This window comes from Tractidigestivibacter sp., assembly GCF_057241865.1.
The window spans coordinates 33,798-52,735 of the sequence record NZ_DBHHPX010000005.1 but is presented as its reverse complement, the minus strand read 5'-3'; the positions used below and the strand labels follow the sequence as shown (position 1 = coordinate 52,735).

Here is an 18,938-nt window from a genome sequence, read left to right as displayed (position 1 = left end):
GGGTCGGTCGCCAGGCAGTTGGCGGGCCGCTAGGTGCGGGGTAATGACCTAGGTATGATAGCACGCACCTCGCAGCTGCAATCGCACCCACACAATCGCCGCATACGAGGTGCCTAGCTGATGCAGCTAGTAGCTGTAGACCCTGGTCCCAGTTGGGATGTTCCGGTTAATCCAGTACGCGTTGTTGATGTCGAGACGCACGCATCCGTGCGAAGCCGGAACCCCAAGCGTCCCGTCCATCACAGAGCGGGTGCCCTGATAGTACAGGACGGAGTGGAACAGGTAGTTGCCATAGAACTGAGTCCAGTAGTAGCAGGTGAATCCGTTGCCAAAGCTGTAGCCACGAGACCCAATGGAATACGTGCCGCGGACCGTGGGAGTCGATGCTCTTCCAGGCGAGCAAATCCACTTGTAAATGGCACACCAATCGCCGTTGACCCACTTGAAGACCCAGGTCGTGCAGTTCGAGTTGTCGATGAGTAAAAGGTAATTGGTGGGGCTGCCGGCGGACCTGGCAATGTTCACGGCAGAGCTGGCCTCGCCCGAGTAGCACAGCCAGACGCCGTCGGGGTCGAAGTAGCTTCCAGCGGCGAAACCGGTTGCCATTGTGCCCGTAGAGGGGTCGAGGTAGTACGTCTTCCCGCCCTGGTTGAGCCAACCGGTCTGCATGACTCCGTAGCCGTTGAAGTAGTACCAGGAGCCGTTGATGCTAGCCCAACCCGTGGCGTCGGAACCGGAGTCATACGCATAATGCCAGGACCCGCCAGAGGTATACCAACCAGACTTGTGGACCTCGGCAGAGAAGGTCGACTGCTTGCCGTTGGGGCACTTCACATCGAGATAGATTTCATAGGTCGTTGCGCTGGAGTTAAGGGTGTCGCACGAAAAGCTCACCGAAGTTGTGCTCGACCAGTCGTTGAGCGTGCCCGAGGCCGAGCCGTCTGCAGAGATCCAGCGGAAGCGGTAGAGCGCACCCGAGACTTCGCGGCCATCGAAGAGGTCGGCCCGCGCCGTCCAGCCGGAGGCAGCCGATCCGGAGACGGAGACGCCCGTCACACCCCACGCCACGACCTCGGCCGATGCTGTGCGTCTCTCGCCACGGGCGGAGACCACGTCCACGTAGAGGGTGTAGCGGCCCGGGGCGCCGAGTGCGCCCGTGTGGGAGGCCTCCGTGGTGTCGGCCCGTGTAGAGCTCGGTCGAGCCCCAGTCGCCCTCGGCCCAGGAGCCTTCCCACTGCCAGACGTAGTTGTAGGTCAAGCCAGAGGTGTCGCCCGAGACCTTGGGGGCATAGGTCACCTCGTCGCCGGCTACGACCGAGGAGGGGGTGGCGACGACGCCGTCGAGCGACCAGGAGTCGTCGTAGGCCTCAAGTTCCGCGGACATCGTGCGCTTCTGGCCCGAGCGGTCAATGACGTCAACGTAGACCACGTAGCGGCCGGGGCGGTAGAGCGAGAGCGTGCCAGTGGCCTCCGCGGTCGCCTTCCCCGTGTCGTGGACGGTCGAGCCCCAGAGGTCCCAGCCACCCCCGTATGACCACACGTAGTTGTACGTGGCGCCGTCGAGGTCGCCGGAAACCTGCGGCGTCACGGTCACGGTCTGGCCGGAGGTCACGCGCGAGACGGAGAGCGATACGCCGGAGAACTCCCAGATGGGCACAGCCGTACTGGCAGCATCGGAGGCAGTGGCCCTGCTTTCCCCGTCGTTTGCGTAGGCAGGCCCGACCTCGGTACTTGCAGGCGCAGAAGCCGCGGCCTCGCTTCCCGAGGTGTCTGCGGAATCGGCGGCGAGCACCATGGAGGGACCCCCAGGGAGCATACCAAGCTGAGCGCCATTACGAGCAGCGCATTCCTACATCCCGTCACGAATCTCATGGATGCTATCTCCGGGGTCGCCGATGACCAGGCCACGCATTAGGCTGAAAGAAAGTATAGGCGCCCCTACTTGCCGCCTTCCCCCACAATCCTTCTGAAGGCGCGAATGGGTCCGGCAATCGCCTCTCCGGCCCGATATGTCCTCGAGGATTGAAGCGAGGAAAGCTCGGATTCAAGCTCAGAAACCCTCCGCTCGAGCTCGTCGATCTTCTCGCCCCTCTCATGCAGCTCCCTATTGCGAGCGAGCACCTTGGCGTAGGCGACCCCGCAGAGAACCTCCTGCATTTCCCGTCGAAGCCCATTGGAGCCAGCAAGTACGGGATGGTCGGACACAGACGCCTCGAGGATCCGTTTCCAGAGGCCGTCGATGTCAAATGCCTCCAATTCCTCCGCACTTCTACGCGCCTCGTCTCCCATCGCCTTGCGAAGGGCGTCATCACGAAGCAGCTGAGAGGTCTTCTGAGCAGCGGCGTCGACGCCTCCCTGTGGCACGCTTACCAGTCCGCGCGCCTCCCGAGAGAATCGGATGGGCAGCTCGTACATGACGCAGGGGACGCCACAGGCCTTCGACTCGGCCACCGCCAGGGGAAATCCCTCACTTGGTGATGTCATGAGGTGGACGGAGGACCGCAGCATGAGCTCTGGCACGTCCTTACGGGCTCCGAGAAACTCGATGGCGTCGCTGACTCCTTCGCTCTCTGCGAGCGCGTGGAGAAGGCGTACCTCGCTCTCCTCGCCGGGGCCAACGAACAGCAGGCGGGCATCGGGTACGGTCTCTCTCACCCTGGCGATGATGCGTATGGCATCTTCAGGTCGCTTCTCTTCCGCACTGAGTCGGCCAACCCAGATGACGTCATGGGACGAAAGCGCCGCCTGAGGCGTGGCCTTGGTCGATATGGAGCACTGGTTGACGGTTGTGAAGACCCGTGGGTTGAACTGGCGCCAGAACTCGGCATTGAGCTGGTCGAGACAGACGACCGCATCGGAGAGCCGGTAGTTCACCGGAAGGGCGAACTCGTCCTCGGAGGATTGGTCCACAAGGTTGGTGAACGAGCCGTGCGTGTGAACGACGAACGCGATGCCAAGCGCCTTGGTCACGAACTGGTCCCACTCCAGGCAGTGGCTCAGCCACTGCGAGTAGACGAGAACATCGACCCCATGGCGGACAAGGGCCTCCTCGAGCACATGGGCGCGCCGGAGATAGTTTGACGGTCCCGAGGACCTGAAGTCGGGCAGCCGGACAAGGGCCGCACCAGCAGGGATTGTCCCTTCGGAAGGCAGCACGTCGCAGAGGAGCACGACTTGGTAGCCCTCGGAGAGAAACATCCTGGCAAGCGAGATGGTGACGGCCTCCGCTCCCCCACCGGCAAGCTGGAAGTAGTAGAGCGCAATGGTGTGGACGGAACGACGCGACACGGCAAGGGAGCGAGCGCCTTGGAGTGTAGAGATCGCCTCGAATCGCCCATCTTCGAAGATTCGGCCAAAAATCGCAGAGAAGACCTGGTCTGGCCGACCATGAGAAAGGACGGCATCCAGACGCGCACAGCGTTCCTCCTGGCTCCCGGCTGCCATGATCTGACTTGCAGATTCGGCAAAGCCGCTCTCCTCGGCCAAAACGGCGTCGAGGAACTCGTCGTAATGGATACGGGCGCTTTGGCGCATCGCGTCAAGCTCCCCAGCGTCTTCCCAGAGCTGAGACTGGGGCACGGACTCCTCAAGGCAGACCTTGTTCGCCTCGAGACGCTCGCGGAAGCGCGCCCGGCGGGCCTGGTCCATCTCGCCATGCGCAACGCCATAGGCGTCGTCGCGGAGGAAGCGATAGAGCTCCCTAGCAACATCGTGCTCATCCCAGAGGCCGAGGACGGTCTCCAGGGTCTCGCGCCGCACCTCAAGCGGGACCTCGTCCTGCCATACGTTCATGGTGTGCTCGAGCTCATGGCGAGACACGGATTCCAGGCAGCGTGAGACGGTTGCGTCGGCCAACGCCCCGGTCTTCATCAGATAATCGGAAAGGATGTCGCAGCACCTGCGCTTTAGCTTGCTGGACCTGGAGAAGCCCGCAGGCGAGATGCCCTCCGCGCCCGTCTGCCCACGCCCGACATGGTAGACATAATACGCAGACGGCGAGACCGCTCGGTACGTCTGGGCCTCACGCGCCACGGCGAAGTACTCGACCACGTCCTCCGCTGCCGAAATCCCGGGAGTAAGTCCAAGGCCGCCGAGGACCCTCCTGACCAAGTCGCCCCTGTAGAGCTTGTGGTTGAGGTTGTAGTCGTAGGACCAGTCGAGAAAACACGTCGAGAGAATGGCTTTTCCCTCGAGCTTGCGCTCCGTGGGATTCATCGTCCTCTCTATTCCAGCGACAGTCTTCTCGTCACACCGGGGTTCGGCAACCACGCGCACGCCAAAGTGGAGTATATCCACCTCATCGCGGGACATCTGGTCGACGAGCCTCTCGCAAGCTTCCGGCACAAGCTCGTCGTCTGCATCGACGAACGTCACGTACGTGCCGGTCGTTCGCGCGACACCAACGTGTCGCGTCGCGAACAGGTTGAGGTTGCGCTCGTTCCGAACATAGTGAAGGCGAGAGTCGCTTTTGGCTAGCTCTTGGACGATTCTCGATGTGCCATCTGTCGAGGCGTCATCCACGCAAATGACTTCAATGTCACGGAGCGTTTGAGACAGAAGACTTCTCAAACAAGCTCCAATGTAATCTTCGACGTTATACGCGGGAACCACAATTGAGACAAGTGGCATCTCGAACCTTCCTGACGATGGCATTCATCTTGATTGTACGTGCACCACAGCCGCCCTCACAGCGCAAGCATGAACTCGAATGCCCGGAGGCGCGCGTCAAGGTGGGTGGCCGCCCAGGTGTGTGCTGTCCCCAGAAGCCAGAGCGCGCCCTCGGCGGAAACGTCTGCCGCAAGGAGCTGGTCGAAGGTTGATCCGACAAGGGCCCGCACCCAAGCAAGCTGCGAGGGCGAGACGGGCTCGGCGCCTGGAACCTCTCGCGCACAGCTCTCGCAGAGCGCACCGCCAGCACCAGCCGAGAACCACAGCGGCGCAGGGTCTCCGCAGGCGATGCAGTGGTCGAGCTCGGGCCGCCACCCCTCATGGGCAAGCACCTTGAAGGCGTAGGCGGCGACGGCCATGTCGAGATGGGGCTGGTCGGCCGTCTCCTCGAAAGCCTTGAGAGACCGGGAGAGAAGCGGGTAGACGAAGGGGTCCTCGGCGTCCTCGAAGGACGTGAGGCGGGCCACCTCGCACGCAGCCGACGCCGCACTCACGCGCTCCAGGTCCCCGCGTAGCCGCTCGTGCGGGTCCACGAGGGCGGCCTCGGACACGATGTCCAGGTTTCTTCCCGAGACCAGAAGAAAGTCCGCCTCGGAGAACAGCTCCACGCGGGCGGCAAGGCGGCCCCCCGGTTTTCTCGCCCCCTTTGCCACGGCACGCGCCTGCTCACCGCCGGCGGTGAGCAGCGTCACGATGAGGTCCTGCTCACCCAGCTTGACATGGTCGAGCACAATTCCGCGCGTACGTTGGGTCCGGCGGCCAGCCATGGGTGCTGCTCCCCTAGCCCTCGGCGCTATAGCCGAGACGACGGATCTCGCTGGCATCGCGGCGCCACTGTGGATGAACGCTCACAGAGAGGTCAAGGTAGACTTTGCAGCCAAGGAGGCGCTCGATGTCATGACGGGCCTCGGTGCCCACGAGCTTGACCATCGAGCCGCCCTTGCCAACCACGATCCCCTTCTGACCCTCGCGCTCCACAAGCACCGTCGCCGTGACAGAGGCGTGCCCGTCCTTGGCATACTCAATGTCGTCGCAGATGACGCCAATCGAGTGGGGCACCTCCTGGCGCAGGTTGAGGAAGAGCTTCTCGCGGATGAACTCTGCCACCAAGTCCTCGGGTGTGGCATCGGTATCCATGTCATCGGGGAACCACTTGGGGCCCTCGGGAAGATGGGCCGAGACGAGCTTCACGAACGAATCGACGTTGAAGCCCTCGCGGGCGGAGATGACCAATTCGTCGTCGAAGCGGGCAAGCTCGCGGGCAGCGGCGAGCTGCGAGGTCACCTGCTCGGGCGTAGCCTTATCGGCCTTCGTAATCACGAGGAGCTTGAACGCTGCCTCGGATCTGTCGACGTGACGTGCCACCCAAGCGTCTCCCGTGCCCACGGGCTTGGTGGCATCGACGAGAAACGCCACGGCATCCGCATCTGCCAGCTCGACGAGAGCCGCCTGGTTAAGCTCCTTGCCAAGGCTGTCCTTGGGCTTGTGGAGACCTGGCGTATCAATGATGACCAGCTGCGAGGAAGGCGTGTTCACCACCGCACGAAGGCGTTTGCGGGTGGTCTGCGCCACCGGGCTCGTGATGGCGACCTTCTCGCCCATGCAGGCGTTGACCAGCGTTGACTTACCCACGTTTGGCCTGCCCACAAGAGCCACGAAGCCACTTCTAAACGGGGCATTCCCGGCACTGCTCTCCATTGCTGCTCCCTTGCTGGATTGGGCTAGGCCCCGTCCATCTCACCTAAAGAAGATTGCGTTTGCGAAGACGATGATGCCCACCACGGCAACGAGCATCGAGAGAATCCACACGGCTGCCGCAGCGATATCCTTGGCGCGTCCGGCAAGCGGGTGGAACTCGGGTGACACGAGGTCGACAACGGTCTCAACGGCGGTGTTGAGAAGCTCCGCCGAAATCACGACCCCGCAGCATACGAGCACTACTGCCCAGCTCACGGCATCGAGGCCAACAATGAGACCAGCGACAATGGCAGCGATGCCCCCGGCGATCATCACCTTGATGTTGCGCTCGGTGCGCACCGCCGTCCTAAAGCCCTGAATGGCAAAGAGGAAGCTCTTGCGAAACGACGGGTGGTCGCTGTTCGACCCTGGAATCACTCGCCTACCTCCTCACGATGCCTGGTGAGCGTGACGGGCCGCATGGCGCCATCATGCGGGAGCAGGGCGAGAAGCGCATCCTCGCGCGCCTCCATGGCCTCGGCCTCATCGTCCTCAAGGTGGTCGTAGCCCAGGAGATGGAGGGTTCCGTGGACCAAGAGCAGCCTGAACTCGTCTGCCGCCGTGGTCCCAAAGCGAGCTGCCTGGCGGGCGATGTAGTCTGGCGCGAGGACGATGTCACCAAGCTCGCAGGGCTCGTCTAAGGTAAGGTCGGGGTCGTCGGGGCGCTCGCACTCGAGTGATATGACATCTGTGGCGGCATCGCGCCCACGCCACTCCGCATTGAGTTCGCGGATGCGCTCGTCGCCCACGATGGAGACGGAGACCAGGCAGTCGCGACCCACGCCCTCCTCGGCCAGCACGCAGTTGAGGTCCGCGCAGATCTCGTCATCGGTGACGGGGGCGCTCACGCCCTCCTCTGCCGTGATGTCAAACTCGTTTGCCATGGCCGTCTCCCTTGTCGGATGCCTTCGATCCGCACCCGGCCGCCATGCGATCATAGGCGTCAACGATGCGCGCGACCAGTGCGTTTCTCACGATGTCATTGCGGTCGAGGTCCACAAGCTCGATGCCGTCGATGCCCAAGAGTACCTCGCGCGCATGGTCAAGGCCACCCGGCCCCACGAGGTCGCGCTGCGTGGCATCGCCCGTGACCACAAACTTCGATGAGAAGCCCATGCGGGTGAGGAACATCTTCATCTGCTGGGGCGTGGTGTTCTGCGCCTCGTCGAGAATCACGAAGGCATCGCTAAAGGTGCGGCCGCGCATGAAGGCAAGCGGCGCGATCTCGATGGTGCCCTGCTCCATGTAGGCGGCGACCTTCTCGGCATCTGCCATGTCGAGAAGGGCGTCGTAGAGCGGTCGCACGTAGGGGTCAAGCTTCTCCTCAAGCGTACCCGGAAGAAACCCCAGCGACTCCCCCGCCTCCACAACCGGGCGTGTGAGGACGATGCGGCTCACCTCGTGACGCTTGAGGGCGGCCACCGCCATGGCCATGGCAAGATACGTCTTGCCCGTACCGGCGGGCCCCACGCCAAAGGTGATCGCGTTCGAGCGGATGGCCTCCACGTAGCGCCGCTGCCCTGCGGTCTTAGGCCCCACCGGGCGCCCGTGATGGCTGAGGATGACGTCGCCCGAGCGCCCGTGGTCTGCCCGCGCGCCATGCGTCACCTGGCCAAGAAGGATGTCCACCTCATCCGAGGTGGGAACATCTCCCCCTTCGACAACCTTGATGAGCTGCGAGAAGACCGAAGTCACCTGCTCGACCTGCTCCGCGGGGCCCACGATGAGGACCTGGTTGCTGCGCACCACGACCATGGCTTCGTCAAAGGCGCCCTCGATGCGGCGCAGATGGCCGTCAGCAGGGCCCATGAGGGCAGCAAGGTCGACGGTGTCGGGTATCGTAAGACGGACGCGGGTGGGTTCCATGCTCCTCCGGGCGAAATGCGGACGTGTGTGTGAGAACGGCCTCGCGCAGTTGACGCCCTCGCTGGGACAGGCCGCAGAAACCAATCATAGCCAAACGGATGACGTGGGGCACGTCACAGGGGACTCTCGTTTCCAGAGAGCGCATGCCCGAGCAGCGTGATGCCGTCCGGCAAGGTGCCTGTCACGCACACGGGAACGATCGCGTCGATGGGCGCCTCGGCATCGAGGATGACATCGAAAAGGCCGCCAGAGACGCCCCTGAAGGGAGCCTGCACGCAGACAAGGTCACGTGCCCCCACGAGGCGCTGGGCCGCCTCGATGCGCATCTCTCGGGCAAGGGAACGCGCACGAGCGCTTCTCTCGGCCATCACGCGGGGATCTACCTGGCCTTCCGCAGTTGCGGCCGGGGTACCCGGGCGCTTCGAGTACCTGAATACGTGCATGCGAGAGAAGCCCATCTCACGGCAGAAGGCAAGGGACTGCTCGAACTCCTCGTCCGTCTCGCCCGGAAAGCCCACGATGAGGTCCGTCCCCAACGAGACCTGGGGCAACAGCGTGCGGACCTGCTCAACGGCGGTGCGAAAGAGGGCCGTGTCATAGATGCGCGCCATGCGGCGGAGCGTTGCGTCGCACCCGGACTGAAGGCATATGTGCAGGAAGGGCGCAACACGGCCTTCCGAGGCAGCCATGGCAGCAAGAAGCTCGGGCGTGACATCGGGAGGCTCGATGGACGAGAGTCTGATGCGGCCCACGTCCGTAACCGAAAGAAGCCACGAGAGAAGCCCCGGCAGCCCCACCTCAGAGCCATCCGGAAGATTGGCGCGATAGACGCCTAGGTTGATGCCCGTAAGCACGACCTCTGTGGCACCACGCTCGAGAGAGCGAAGCACAAGCTCGCGCACGCGTGCCGCCCCCACAGAGCGCGAGCCCCCTCGCGCCTTCCACACAATGCAGAAGCTGCAGCGGTTGTCGCAACCATCCTGGATCTTTATGCCTGGACGCGCGCGACCGGTAGGCGTTGGCGCCGAGGCAGAGCCAGGGACACGCGTGACGAGAAGTTCCCCATCATCCCCCACGGCAAGCGCACCGGAGCCCAGACCCTCGAGGACGGCGGCGGGCACGCGCGACTTGTCCCGCTCGACCGTAACGTTTGGCGCAAGGGCGGAAAGCTCGTCGGCAAAGAGGCTGGCAACGCAGCCGGTAGCCACGATGAGAGGTGCCTGGGGAAGCGACGCCGCGTGGCGCACGGCCTTCCTGGCCTTGGCCTCCGCCTCGGCGGTGACGGCGCAGGTGTTGATTACGACGGCCTGGGCCTCCTCCTCGGGAAGCATCACGAGACCTGCGCGCGAGAGCTCGTCGGCGATGAGGTCCGTCTCGACGCGGTTGACACGGCAGCCCAGGTTTACGTATGCAACACCCGATACCTGGGCAGGAGTGCTCGATGCCCGGGATGGCTGCGTGGCGCTCGACCCGTCGCTCACTTGTGCCCGCCCCTGTCGCGCTGGCGAGACTTTCGCTTGGCATCCTTGAAGGGGTTCTTGGGGGCAGCCCAGCGCTCATCGGCAAGGTGCTCGGCCTCCTCGTCCTTGGCGGGAGAGTCACCTTCCCCCTCGGCGCGCGCCCCCTCCCTGGCAACGCCGCCCTCGTCCCCGAGGGTGCGCTCGGCGACTATGCCAGCTATGTCGAATAGCTGGCGCTTATCGAGGCCGGTGGGGACAATGACCTGGACCACGGCGATAAGGCTCCCGCGAGAGATCATGCCCTGACGCGGCATGCCACGGCGCTCGACCCTGATCTGTTGGCCATACTGGCATCCTGCGGGAATCTCGACCTTGACGCGCTCGCCCCTCATGATGCCGTCGACCGTCACCGTAGTGCCTACGATGGCCTCAAGGGCATCCACGCGCACGGTGGTGTAGAGGTCGTCTCCCTGGCGCTCGAAACGCTCGTCCTGGGCAACCTCGATGCTCACGACAAGGTCACCGGAGACGTCACCACGAACGCCCGCCTCACCCTTGCCCGCAACGCGGATGGTCTGGCCGGAGTGGACGCCTGCGGGTACCTTGACCTCGACGGCCTCGCGCGACGGGGTGCGGCCTTGGCCCTCGCACGTCTCGCAGGGCTTGTCGACGACCTTGCCGGATCCATGGCACACGGGGCAGGTGGTCTGGGTTTGCATCTGGCCAAAGATGGTACGTTGGACCTCGATGACACGGCCGGTGCCGTGGCAGCGGTCGCAGGTGCGCTCGCGTCCGCCCTCGGCAACACCCGTACCGCCGCAGTCGTCGCACGGGGCCAAACGGTCATAGGCAATGGTCTTGGTCACACCGGCTGCCGCCTCGGCAAGCGTCACCGTGAGACGGATTCCCATGTCGCGGCCGCGCGTACGAGACACACGAGAAGTGCCGCCCGAGGCGCCGCCGCCAAAGAAGGAGTCGAAGATGTCGTTGATGCCAAAGCCCGACCCGTTGAAGATGTCGGACATGTCGACATAGTCCGAGCCAAAGCCGGCAGGGCCGTTCTCGTCGCCATAGCGGTCGTAGTTCGCGCGCCTGCGCTCGTCGGAGAGGACCGAATAGGCCTGGTTGACCTCCTTGAACTTCTCCTCGGCATCGGGGTCGTCGGAGACGTCGGGATGGAGCACCCGTGCCTTCTTGAGAAAAGCCCTCTTTATCGTCTTTGCGTCCGCATCACGAGGCACGCCGAGGACCTCGTAGTAGTCCTTCTTCGAATCCAATCTCACCAAACTCCCGATGCCACCCCAACCCCGGGGCCAAAACCTGCAGACATGGCACCGCCGTAGCAGCGCGTACAAGGGTCTTCTCTACCCAAAGGCACGCCCGACGAACGCGAGAAAAAGCCGGGGGCGCAAGTTGCCTTGACCTACCAGAGAAAGCCGTAGTACCTCGTGCCTGGACTTGCCGCCGTGCACGAGAACATCGACACCATGAGCAGGGCGATGAGCAGGCCAGTGGTAGCTCCGTTGCCCAAGGAGGCAAGAGCGTTTCTCCACCAGTGCGAATTGCTCTTGAAGCCGCCGCCACGCACCACGAAGACGGCACCCACCACCGCAATGACAATGATGAACGCAAGAAGCCCCGAAAGCGTGTTTGCAAGCGCGCCAAAGACGAGGAACGGCACGTCAAAGCCGAGAATCTGGAAGCCCATGGCCTGGTAGGGATTGAGGCGCTCCTCCGGGACCACGACCCTGCAGACAAAGTCGCCCGACGCCGAGCCGTTGGTTCCCGCGTTGCCCATGCCCTTTACGCGGATGAGGTCGCCATCGTGGGAGCCCGCAGGGACGTTCACCACGACCTCGCTCGCCGTGAGGACGCGCCCCGAGCCACCACAGGCCTCGCAGGGGTCTGCGACCACGCGGCCGGTACCCTCGCACTCCGGGCACTCCATGTCCATGACGCCAAAACCGAAGAGGCCGGTGAGATCCACCGAGATGCGTCCCGTACCGTGGCAGGTGGGGCAGGTCTCCGAATGCTCGGTCTGGACGGAGCCCTTACCCTGGCAGACCTCGCACGCGGCATAGCGCTGGTAGGTGACGCCGCGGCTGGCGCCCTTCTGGGCCGTGGCGGCATCAACCGTGAGGTCAAAGACCACATCCGAACCCACGCGCGGGTTGTAGGAGCGAGATCGGCCACGCGTGGAGGAGCGACGGGCATACCCGTTGGTGCCAAACGGGAAGCCCCAGCCAAAGGGGTCTCCCCCGCCGTAACCGCCAGCATAGGGCGAGCCCGTAGAACCCGTGGGACCCGAAAACGGTGAGCCCGAGCGCATGGCATCGTAGCGGGAGCGCTTCTCGGAATCGGAGAGAACGGCGTATGCCTCCGAGACCTCCTTGAACTTCTCCTCGGCGTCGGGAGCCTTGTTGACGTCAGGGTGAAGCTTGCGGGCCTTCTGCTGGAAGGCCTTACGGATGTCCTCCGTCGAGGCGTCCTTGTCGACGCCGAGGATTGCGTAGTAGTCCTTGTCGTTCATCGAAGCCATGCGAAGTCTCCTGCCGAGATTGGGGCGGGCCCTCGATGGGTCCGACTTCGCACGATTGTAGCCGGAAGGCGGTATTTCTATACAGGGCGGGGACACAGCCCAACGCATTTACCATGAGGCAAGGGGACTGTCCCCATGTCCCACTACCGGCGCGAGGCCGCGGAGAGGTCGATGCCGATGGGACGATAGGTCACTCCACACTCGTCGAGCACGTGCTTGGAGATGAGGTTGTCCTCGGTGCCATCGTACTTGTCATCCAGGTAGACGACCTCGCCGACACCCGCCTGGACGAGTGTCTTGGCGCACTCGTGGCATGGGAAGAGCGTCACGTAGACGGTGGCTCCGGCCATGTCCTTGAGCGAACCTCGATAGTTGAGAATGGCGTTTGCCTCAGCGTGGATAACGTAGCTGTGCTTATCGTGCAAGGGGTCGCTCGAAGTGCCCCAGGGGAAGTCTGCGTCGGCAAGCGCCGAGGGCGTCCCGTTGTAGCCCACGGAGAGGATCCTGTGGTTCGTGTCCGCGATGCAGGCCCCTACCTGCGTGTTGGGATCTTTGCTCCTCAGGCTCGCCGCAATGGCAACCCGCATGAAGAACTCATCCCAAGAGATAACGTCTGTTCGCTCGCCAGCCATGGTGTTCCCTTCTAGTTCGGTCGCCCCAAAGGAGAGGACGTAGATTGCAATTTGGCCTAGCATGCCGTGAGGGAGCCGACAAATCAAGATGTTTACGTTCCGACGGTGGGTCGTGGTAACTGGAAGTCCGCCTGCGAGGGCCATTCCACCCGCAATGCCTAGGGGCTGCGTCTCACCAGCGTCTCGGTATCCCCCGCCAGGTCCCACAGCCCGCCGTAGAGCTCGTTGCCCAAAAGCCAGCCCTTTTCAGTTGGGGCGAGCGAGTCATCAAGACGCCCCTCCCCCACAAGGCGCTCCAGCCTCTCATCAAGAGATGGGCCGAGGATGCTGCGAGCATACGAGACGAGTCCCGCGTCAAGGTCACGCGCAAGGCGCGCGCCGAGCATGAGGTCCTCGGCCACCGCCTGACGTTCGGTGAGGAACTCCTCTTCAAACGAGAGAGACGCGAGGCCACGGTTATTGGAAATCTCATCTCTTCCGGAAAGAACCTTGAGCCGTACGCGAGTCATTCCGTCAGGTAGAGGCCCAAGTTGGGGGCAGACCTCAAGAAGCCTGAGATAACCCTCGGCAGTGAGCATCGATGCAGCCCCGGTACCCAGACCCAAATAGGGCCTGCCTGTCCAGTACACCTGGTTATGCAGGCACTCCTTGTCAGCCGAACGGGCATAGCTTGCCACTTCGTACCTGTGAAAACCATAATCCTCAAGCTCAACTTGAGCTTGTTTCATCCTGGAGGCTTGCACGTCTGGAGAGTTCCATATGGGTTGCTCATCACCGACTCTTCTCGCAAGAGTGGTGCCCCCCTCTATTTGGAGGGGGTAGATGCTCACGTGCCCAACGCCCAGCGAGGCAGCCCCCTCGAGAGTGGTCCGCCACGAGGCAGGCGTCTGGCGCGGTATGGCGCACATGAGGTCGCAGGAGACGTCAAGCCCGCTCAAGACGGCAGCCCGGACGCGGTTGCGGGCCTGTTCTGCATCGTGGATTCTGCCAAGCTCGACAAGCTCGGCATCGCAAAGGCTCTGTACGCCCATGGAAATCCTAGTGGCTCCGGCCGACGCAATGTCAGCGAGAACCCCATCGGTCAGGGAGTCTGGGTTTGCCTCGCACGTAAGCTCGCAAAGCCCGCGAGCGTCGGCGGTGACGCGTCGAACAAGGCCCCCCAGCCCCTTGCCTAGGAACGTGGGCGTGCCGCCGCCAATGTAGGCAGTCTCGCACCTTTCGAGAAAGCCGAGAGACGCAACCTGCTCCACTTGCTCTGCCAGCGCTTGGGCATAGGGCTGCGACAAGCCGCCACCACGTGGCGTCGCCCAGGAGGCAAAGTCACAGTATGCGCACTTCTTGGCACAGAAAGGCACATGCAGGTAGAGGGCATCTGCACCTGTGACGTGAAGGCGCTCGGACCAGCCGACACTCCGCCCGAGCCCGTATCCGTCAGGCATCTTGGAGCATCCGTTCCGCGGCATCTGCCACGGCAAGGTAGTCGTCAAGGGTCCGGCAGGTTACTGCCATGCCGCGGACCCGTGCCGCCTCCGGCATGCCGCGCAGGTACCACCCAGCGAGGCTTCGCGCACGCTTGAGATGTGCGCCCGTTGCAGCAAGAAGGCGCACATGGCAGCGAAACGCGGCGATCTTCTCGCGTGAGTCGTGGACACGCGGCCCCTCTCCTGCGAGAATTGCTGCCGCATCCCCAAAGATCCACGGGTTGCCGTAGCTTCCCCGGGCAATCATCACAGCCCCCACACCGGTCTCGGAGAGCATTCGCGCCGCAGCCGAGGCAGACGAGACGTCTCCCGATCCAATGACGGGCACGCTCACCGCGTCGGCCACGCGACGAACGCAGTCCCAATCGGCCTCGCCGTGGTAGAGCTGATTGGCAAAGCGGCCGTGGACGGCGATGGCAGAGGCCCCAGCGTCCTCCATGGCACGGGCGAAGTCCGGAGCGACCTCCTCGCCCATACGCCTGCCACGACGAATCTTCACCGTCACCGGCACGGCTCCGCCCGTCCCTTCGATGCAGGCGCGCACAAGCCTGCCTGACAGCCCGAGGTCATCCAGGAGGGCGGACCCTTCGCCCTTCTTGGTCACCTTGGGGACGGGACAGGCCATGTTGACATCAATGAGGGCAAGGCGGTCCCCCAGGCGCTCGACGACACTCGCAGCTGCCTCGCGGAAGAACTCCGGCTTTGATCCAAACAGCTGCACCGCAACGTCGGATTCCGTCTCGGCAGGGTCCACGAGTTCCCAGGTCTTCTCGCCACCGAAGTGCAGCCCTGCGCATGAAACCATCTCTGTGTAGGCAAGGCCCGCTCCGCCCGCGCGTGCCATGGTTCGGTATGCCGCGTCAGACACGCCTGCCATGGGAGCCATGAGAAGGGGGTTGTTCCCCAACCTCAACTTGAGGCCGAGTCCACCCGCTGCCATGGGGGCAGGCGGCAACTCGCCCAAAAGCCCAGCTGTCGGCCCCCATTCGGCCAGAACTTGGGAAGGCGTCATTCGTCGTCCACCTTGAGGACGGCAAGAAAGGCCTCCTGCGGCACCTCGACGGAGCCGATGGACTTCATGCGCCTCTTGCCTTCCTTCTGCTTCTCGAGAAGCTTGCGCTTGCGCGAGATGTCGCCACCGTAGCATTTGGCGAGAACGTCCTTGCGCACCGCCTTGACCGTGGAGCGCGCGATGATCTTGTTGCCAATGGCCCCCTGAATGGGCACCTCGAACTGCTGGCGCGGGATGATCTCCTTGAGCTTGTCGCACAGGCTGCGCGCCATATCGTAGGCACGGTCTCGTGGGACGATGAACGAGAGGGTGTCGACTTGCTCGCCCGAAAGGAGAATGTCGAGCTTCACGAGGTCGCTGGTGCGGTAGTCGCCAATCTCGTAGTCGAGTGACGCGTAACCCTTGGTACGGCTCTTGAGCTGATCAAAGAGGTCCAAGATCAGCTCGGCCAGCGGGATGTCAAAGTGGATCTCGACGGACTTCTCCGAGAGGTAGACCATGTCGCTCGTCTCGCCACGATGGTCGACCACAAGCTGCATCACGGCACCCATGTAATCTGGTGGGACAATGACCTTTGCCTTGAGGTAGGGCTCCTCGATGTGGCCTATGCGGGTTACGTCCGGAAGGTCCTGAGGGCTCGTGATGTCGATCATCTCGCCATCGGTCTTGAACACGTGATAGTCGACGGAGGGTGACGTGGCGATAAGGTCGAGGCCAAACTCGCGCTCAAGGCGCTCCTTCACGACCTCCATGTGGAGAAGGCCGAGGAATCCCACACGGAAGCCAAAGCCAAGGGCAACGCTCGTCTCGGGCGACCAGATGAGCGAGGGGTCGTTCACCTTGAGCTTCTCGAGGGCGTCCCGAAGGTTCTCGTACTGCTTGTTGTCGATGGGGAAAAGGCCCGTGAAGACCATGGGCTTTGCCTCGTGGTAGCCGGGGCATGCCTCGGCACAGGGGCGCTCCTCAGAGGTGATCGTGTCACCGGTCTTGACCAGCGCAGGGTCCTTGAGGCCCGTGACCACGTAGCCCACCTCGCCCACGCCCAGCTCGTCAAGCGGCGTCTCGACGGGGCGCTTGCAACCCACGCCATCACAGAGAAACGTGTCACCGAGCGCCATCATGCGCAGGCGGTCGCCCCTCCTGATGCTGCCATCAAAGACGCGCACCGTGGCTACGACGCCCCTGTACTCGTCGAAATACGAGTCCAGGATAAGGGCCTTGAGCGGCGCCGTAGCATCGCCCTTGGGAGGTGAGACGAGATAGACGATGGCCTCGAGCAGGTCATGGATGCCCTCGCCGGTCTTGCCCGATACAAGCACGGCATCCTCTGCTGGGATGGCCAGGTCCTCCTCGATCTCCTTCTTGACCTCCTCGGGATGGGCCGATGGTAGGTCGATCTTGTTGATGGCAGGCACGATGTCGAGGTTGGCATTCATGGCCAGCGTCGCGTTGGAGACGGTCTGCGCCTCCACGCCCTGCGTGGCATCGACGACGAGAACCGCGCCCTCGCAGGCGGCAAGCGAACGGGAGACCTCGTAGGTAAAGTCGACGTGTCCCGGCGTGTCGATGAGGTTGAGCTGGTAGGACTCCCCGTCATCGGCATCGTAGACTATGCGCACGGCATTCGACTTGATGGTGATGCCGCGCTCGCGCTCGATGTCCATGGTATCGAGGAGCTGGTCGGCCATGTCGCGCTCGTCCACCGTGTGGGTGAGCTCCAGGATGCGGTCCGAGATGGTCGACTTGCCGTGGTCTATGTGCGCAACAATCGAGAAGTTGCGGATGTGTGAGGTGTGTGTCGTCTTCATGCGAGACATCATAGCGCATGCCCCGCACGTCTCGCCTGAGCCAACCGCTGGAGGCCGGAGTTCATCGCTTTCTCTCGAATTCAGGTCCTACTGGCCCGCGGTCGCGATTGCCTGCTTCGCGAAAAGGCACCGCCAACAGGTGCAGATGCCAAGCCCCAACGACTCCCGACATGTGAAGTTTGCCCGATGAATGCCCAAAGCCCAAGAATCGCCCCGAATAGAGGGAACCAATGCTGATGGCTCTGCTATACTGCTCTAGTTGACCTCGCCGTGTCTGGTGCGGAACCCCCACTTCCCACCTACTAGCTCTTAAGAGGCCCCTAGGAACAAGCATTTGAAAGGATCCGCACCGTGGCAAACATCAAGTCTCAGAAGAAGCGCATCATCACTGCTGAGAAGGCCCGCATGCGCAACAGGGCAGTCCGCTCCGAGCTGAAGACCTACGTCAAGAAGGTCCACGCCGCCGTCGAGGCCGGCGACGTCGAGGCCGCCCAGGCCGCAGCCAACGCTGCATGCCGCAAGCTCGACAGGGCCGCTGCGAAGGGCATCATCCACAAGAACCAGGCCGCCGACCGCAAGTCCGGCGTCCAGAAGCTTGTCAACTCCATGAAGTAGAGCCGCCCCCCTGAGATGGCACGAACCTTCGGGAGCCCGGTGCATGCCGGGCTCCTTTTTTTGGCGAGAAAAGGTCCACCCCCCTCCTCGCGCCCGGTCAGGCGACTGCTAGGCGCACACCCCACAGATGGTCGCAATAAGCGAGAGAAACGCTGATTCGGAGTCTGCCGACCCCTTGAGGGCACGTTCGCACGCGGCACATGCGGCCAGATCATGCTCGAGCTCATCCGGCCCAAAGCGACGGGCCCAGCGGACGTAGTTCCTCACCTGCCAGTCCTGCTTGCCCAACGCCCTCGCAACGTCTGCGCCCTCACCACGGGCGTCGAGTGCACGCGCACAAATCAACTCGCGGATGCGAATGGTTGCAAGTGTAAGCAGCCCCACCTGAGAGGAGCCCCTGAGCAGCGCGAAGAGCTCCAACGACCTGCGGGCATCTCGCTCGCTCAGGCGGTCCAGAAACTCCCACGGCTTCACCTCGGCGATGCGGGCAACGTTTCTCTCGACGTCCGAGAGCGTCACCTGACCTTGTCCGCCCTTGAGTGCGGAGAGCGTGCGCAGCTGGGTGTCGAGCATGGTGGTCGACTCGCCCACGCGGTCCACAAGCGCCCGCGCCGCCTTCTGGTCTATCGAGAGGTCGTGAGAGCGAGCGAGCTTCTGCACGTATGCGGGAAGGTCCCTTTTCGTAGCTGGCGTGCAGTCGATAATCGCCTTGGCGCCAACCTTCGCCACCGCCTTGTAGAGGCGGGTTGACTTTGCGAGGGTGGTTGCCGAGAGAAGCAACGTGCAGACGGGGTTGGGGTCTTTGAGGTAGCTCACGATGGCTTCTGAGACGGGCTTGGGGAGCTTGTCGGCAGGTTCGATGATTACGATGCGCGGCGAGTTGCCCACAGGCATCGTGTTGAGAGACGAAATCACGCCAATAGGGTCCATATCTGCCGAAGGCGTAATTTCATCAAGATTGAACGCCGCAAGGCCTTTGTCCAGATAGCCCTTAAGGCGCGTGACCGCGCTTTTGCGCTTGAGTTCGTCTGCGCCCACCACCAGATATGCCGGCAGCAGCTTTGCCGTCTTTGCCATGCGTCCCCCTCATCAAGTAGACCTCCCTACTTTGCCACAACCC

General features: G+C 63.1%; 17 protein-coding genes. 1 reads left to right on the top strand and 16 read right to left on the bottom strand.

All coding sequences use genetic code 11. From position 1 onward, the window contains the following. Positions 1–126: 126 nt before the first annotated feature. The 15 genes from ACO59D_RS02780 to lepA form a co-directional block, all read right to left on the bottom strand. The gene (locus ACO59D_RS02780; protein ID WP_485125707.1) at positions 127–834 is read right to left on the bottom strand and encodes a L,D-transpeptidase; all 708 of its coding nucleotides are present in this window, start codon (positions 832–834) and stop codon (positions 127–129) included. Between the two features lie 34 nt (positions 835–868). After that, entirely contained in the window at positions 869–1,795 is a 927-nt protein-coding gene (locus ACO59D_RS02775; protein WP_485125667.1) for a hypothetical protein, read from the bottom strand. A 143-nt stretch (positions 1,796–1,938) separates the two neighbouring features. Beyond that, complete coding sequence (locus tag ACO59D_RS02770; RefSeq protein WP_485125666.1) at positions 1,939–4,629, bottom strand: glycosyltransferase; 2,691 nt, start codon at positions 4,627–4,629, stop codon at positions 1,939–1,941. A gap of 56 nt (positions 4,630–4,685) precedes the next feature. Then, positions 4,686–5,435 (bottom strand): DNA repair protein RecO, encoded by a 750-nt coding sequence (gene recO, locus ACO59D_RS02765; protein ID WP_485125665.1) that lies wholly within the window; start codon positions 5,433–5,435, stop codon positions 4,686–4,688. A 13-nt stretch (positions 5,436–5,448) separates the two neighbouring features. Further along, on the bottom strand, positions 5,449–6,366 hold the full coding sequence (gene era, locus ACO59D_RS02760; RefSeq protein WP_485125664.1) for a GTPase Era: 918 nt from the start codon (positions 6,364–6,366) through the stop codon (positions 5,449–5,451). A gap of 39 nt (positions 6,367–6,405) precedes the next feature. Further along, a complete protein-coding gene (locus ACO59D_RS02755) occupies positions 6,406–6,783 on the bottom strand; it encodes a diacylglycerol kinase family protein (protein WP_485125663.1) in 378 nt (125 codons plus the stop codon). Next, on the bottom strand, positions 6,780–7,289 hold the full coding sequence (ybeY, locus tag ACO59D_RS02750) for an rRNA maturation RNase YbeY (protein WP_130812024.1): 510 nt from the start codon (positions 7,287–7,289) through the stop codon (positions 6,780–6,782). Before ybeY ends, ACO59D_RS02755 begins: the two co-directional genes overlap by 4 nt. After that, entirely contained in the window at positions 7,273–8,271 is a 999-nt protein-coding gene (locus tag ACO59D_RS02745) for a PhoH family protein (RefSeq protein WP_485125662.1), read from the bottom strand. The genes ybeY and ACO59D_RS02745 overlap by 17 nt, the downstream gene beginning before the upstream one ends. A gap of 113 nt (positions 8,272–8,384) precedes the next feature. Beyond that, on the bottom strand, positions 8,385–9,752 hold the full coding sequence (locus tag ACO59D_RS02740; protein ID WP_485125661.1) for a MiaB/RimO family radical SAM methylthiotransferase: 1,368 nt from the start codon (positions 9,750–9,752) through the stop codon (positions 8,385–8,387). Further along, complete coding sequence (gene dnaJ, locus ACO59D_RS02735; RefSeq protein WP_485125660.1) at positions 9,749–11,008, bottom strand: molecular chaperone DnaJ; 1,260 nt, start codon at positions 11,006–11,008, stop codon at positions 9,749–9,751. The genes ACO59D_RS02740 and dnaJ overlap by 4 nt, the downstream gene beginning before the upstream one ends. Before the next feature lie 146 nt (positions 11,009–11,154). Then, positions 11,155–12,270, bottom strand: a complete 1,116-nt coding sequence (locus ACO59D_RS02730) for a DnaJ domain-containing protein (RefSeq protein WP_485125659.1) — start codon at positions 12,268–12,270, stop codon at positions 11,155–11,157. Between the two features lie 143 nt (positions 12,271–12,413). After that, on the bottom strand, positions 12,414–12,902 hold the full coding sequence (locus ACO59D_RS02725; protein ID WP_485125658.1) for a deoxycytidylate deaminase: 489 nt from the start codon (positions 12,900–12,902) through the stop codon (positions 12,414–12,416). A 158-nt stretch (positions 12,903–13,060) separates the two neighbouring features. Next, on the bottom strand, positions 13,061–14,341 hold the full coding sequence (locus tag ACO59D_RS02720) for a coproporphyrinogen-III oxidase family protein (RefSeq protein WP_485125657.1): 1,281 nt from the start codon (positions 14,339–14,341) through the stop codon (positions 13,061–13,063). After that, complete coding sequence (locus ACO59D_RS02715; protein WP_485125656.1) at positions 14,334–15,323, bottom strand: tRNA dihydrouridine synthase; 990 nt, start codon at positions 15,321–15,323, stop codon at positions 14,334–14,336. The genes ACO59D_RS02720 and ACO59D_RS02715 overlap by 8 nt, the downstream gene beginning before the upstream one ends. Positions 15,324–15,391: 68 nt before the next feature. Continuing rightward, on the bottom strand, positions 15,392–17,203 hold the full coding sequence (lepA, locus tag ACO59D_RS02710) for a translation elongation factor 4 (protein WP_485125655.1): 1,812 nt from the start codon (positions 17,201–17,203) through the stop codon (positions 15,392–15,394). 351 nt (positions 17,204–17,554) lie between these two features. Here lepA and rpsT point away from each other — a divergent pair, with 351 nt between their 5' ends. Beyond that, a complete protein-coding gene (rpsT, locus tag ACO59D_RS02705) occupies positions 17,555–17,818 on the top strand; it encodes a 30S ribosomal protein S20 (protein WP_130812015.1) in 264 nt (87 codons plus the stop codon). 108 nt (positions 17,819–17,926) lie between these two features. Here rpsT and holA read toward each other — a convergent pair whose 3' ends face one another. Next, positions 17,927–18,895, bottom strand: a complete 969-nt coding sequence (gene holA / locus ACO59D_RS02700) for a DNA polymerase III subunit delta (protein WP_485125654.1) — start codon at positions 18,893–18,895, stop codon at positions 17,927–17,929. Between the last annotated feature and the right edge of the window lie 43 nt (positions 18,896–18,938).

Excerpts from the sequence above, each read along its gene's own strand:
- ACO59D_RS02775 (WP_485125667.1), bottom strand. The coding sequence starts at position 1,795 with ATGGTGCTCGCCGCCGATTCCGCAGACACCTCGGGAAGCGAGGCCGCG.
- ACO59D_RS02770 (WP_485125666.1), bottom strand. The coding sequence starts at position 4,629 with ATGCCACTTGTCTCAATTGTGGTTCCCGCGTATAACGTCGAAGATTAC.
- recO (WP_485125665.1), bottom strand. The coding sequence starts at position 5,435 with ATGGCTGGCCGCCGGACCCAACGTACGCGCGGAATTGTGCTCGACCAT.
- era (WP_485125664.1), bottom strand. The coding sequence starts at position 6,366 with ATGGAGAGCAGTGCCGGGAATGCCCCGTTTAGAAGTGGCTTCGTGGCT.
- ybeY (WP_130812024.1), bottom strand. The coding sequence starts at position 7,289 with ATGGCAAACGAGTTTGACATCACGGCAGAGGAGGGCGTGAGCGCCCCC.
- ACO59D_RS02745 (WP_485125662.1), bottom strand. The coding sequence starts at position 8,271 with ATGGAACCCACCCGCGTCCGTCTTACGATACCCGACACCGTCGACCTT.
- ACO59D_RS02730 (WP_485125659.1), bottom strand. The coding sequence starts at position 12,270 with ATGGCTTCGATGAACGACAAGGACTACTACGCAATCCTCGGCGTCGAC.
- ACO59D_RS02725 (WP_485125658.1), bottom strand. The coding sequence starts at position 12,902 with ATGGCTGGCGAGCGAACAGACGTTATCTCTTGGGATGAGTTCTTCATG.
- ACO59D_RS02720 (WP_485125657.1), bottom strand. The coding sequence starts at position 14,341 with ATGCCTGACGGATACGGGCTCGGGCGGAGTGTCGGCTGGTCCGAGCGC.
- ACO59D_RS02715 (WP_485125656.1), bottom strand. The coding sequence starts at position 15,323 with ATGGCAGCGGGTGGACTCGGCCTCAAGTTGAGGTTGGGGAACAACCCC.
- lepA (WP_485125655.1), bottom strand. The coding sequence starts at position 17,203 with ATGAAGACGACACACACCTCACACATCCGCAACTTCTCGATTGTTGCG.
- holA (WP_485125654.1), bottom strand. The coding sequence starts at position 18,895 with ATGGCAAAGACGGCAAAGCTGCTGCCGGCATATCTGGTGGTGGGCGCA.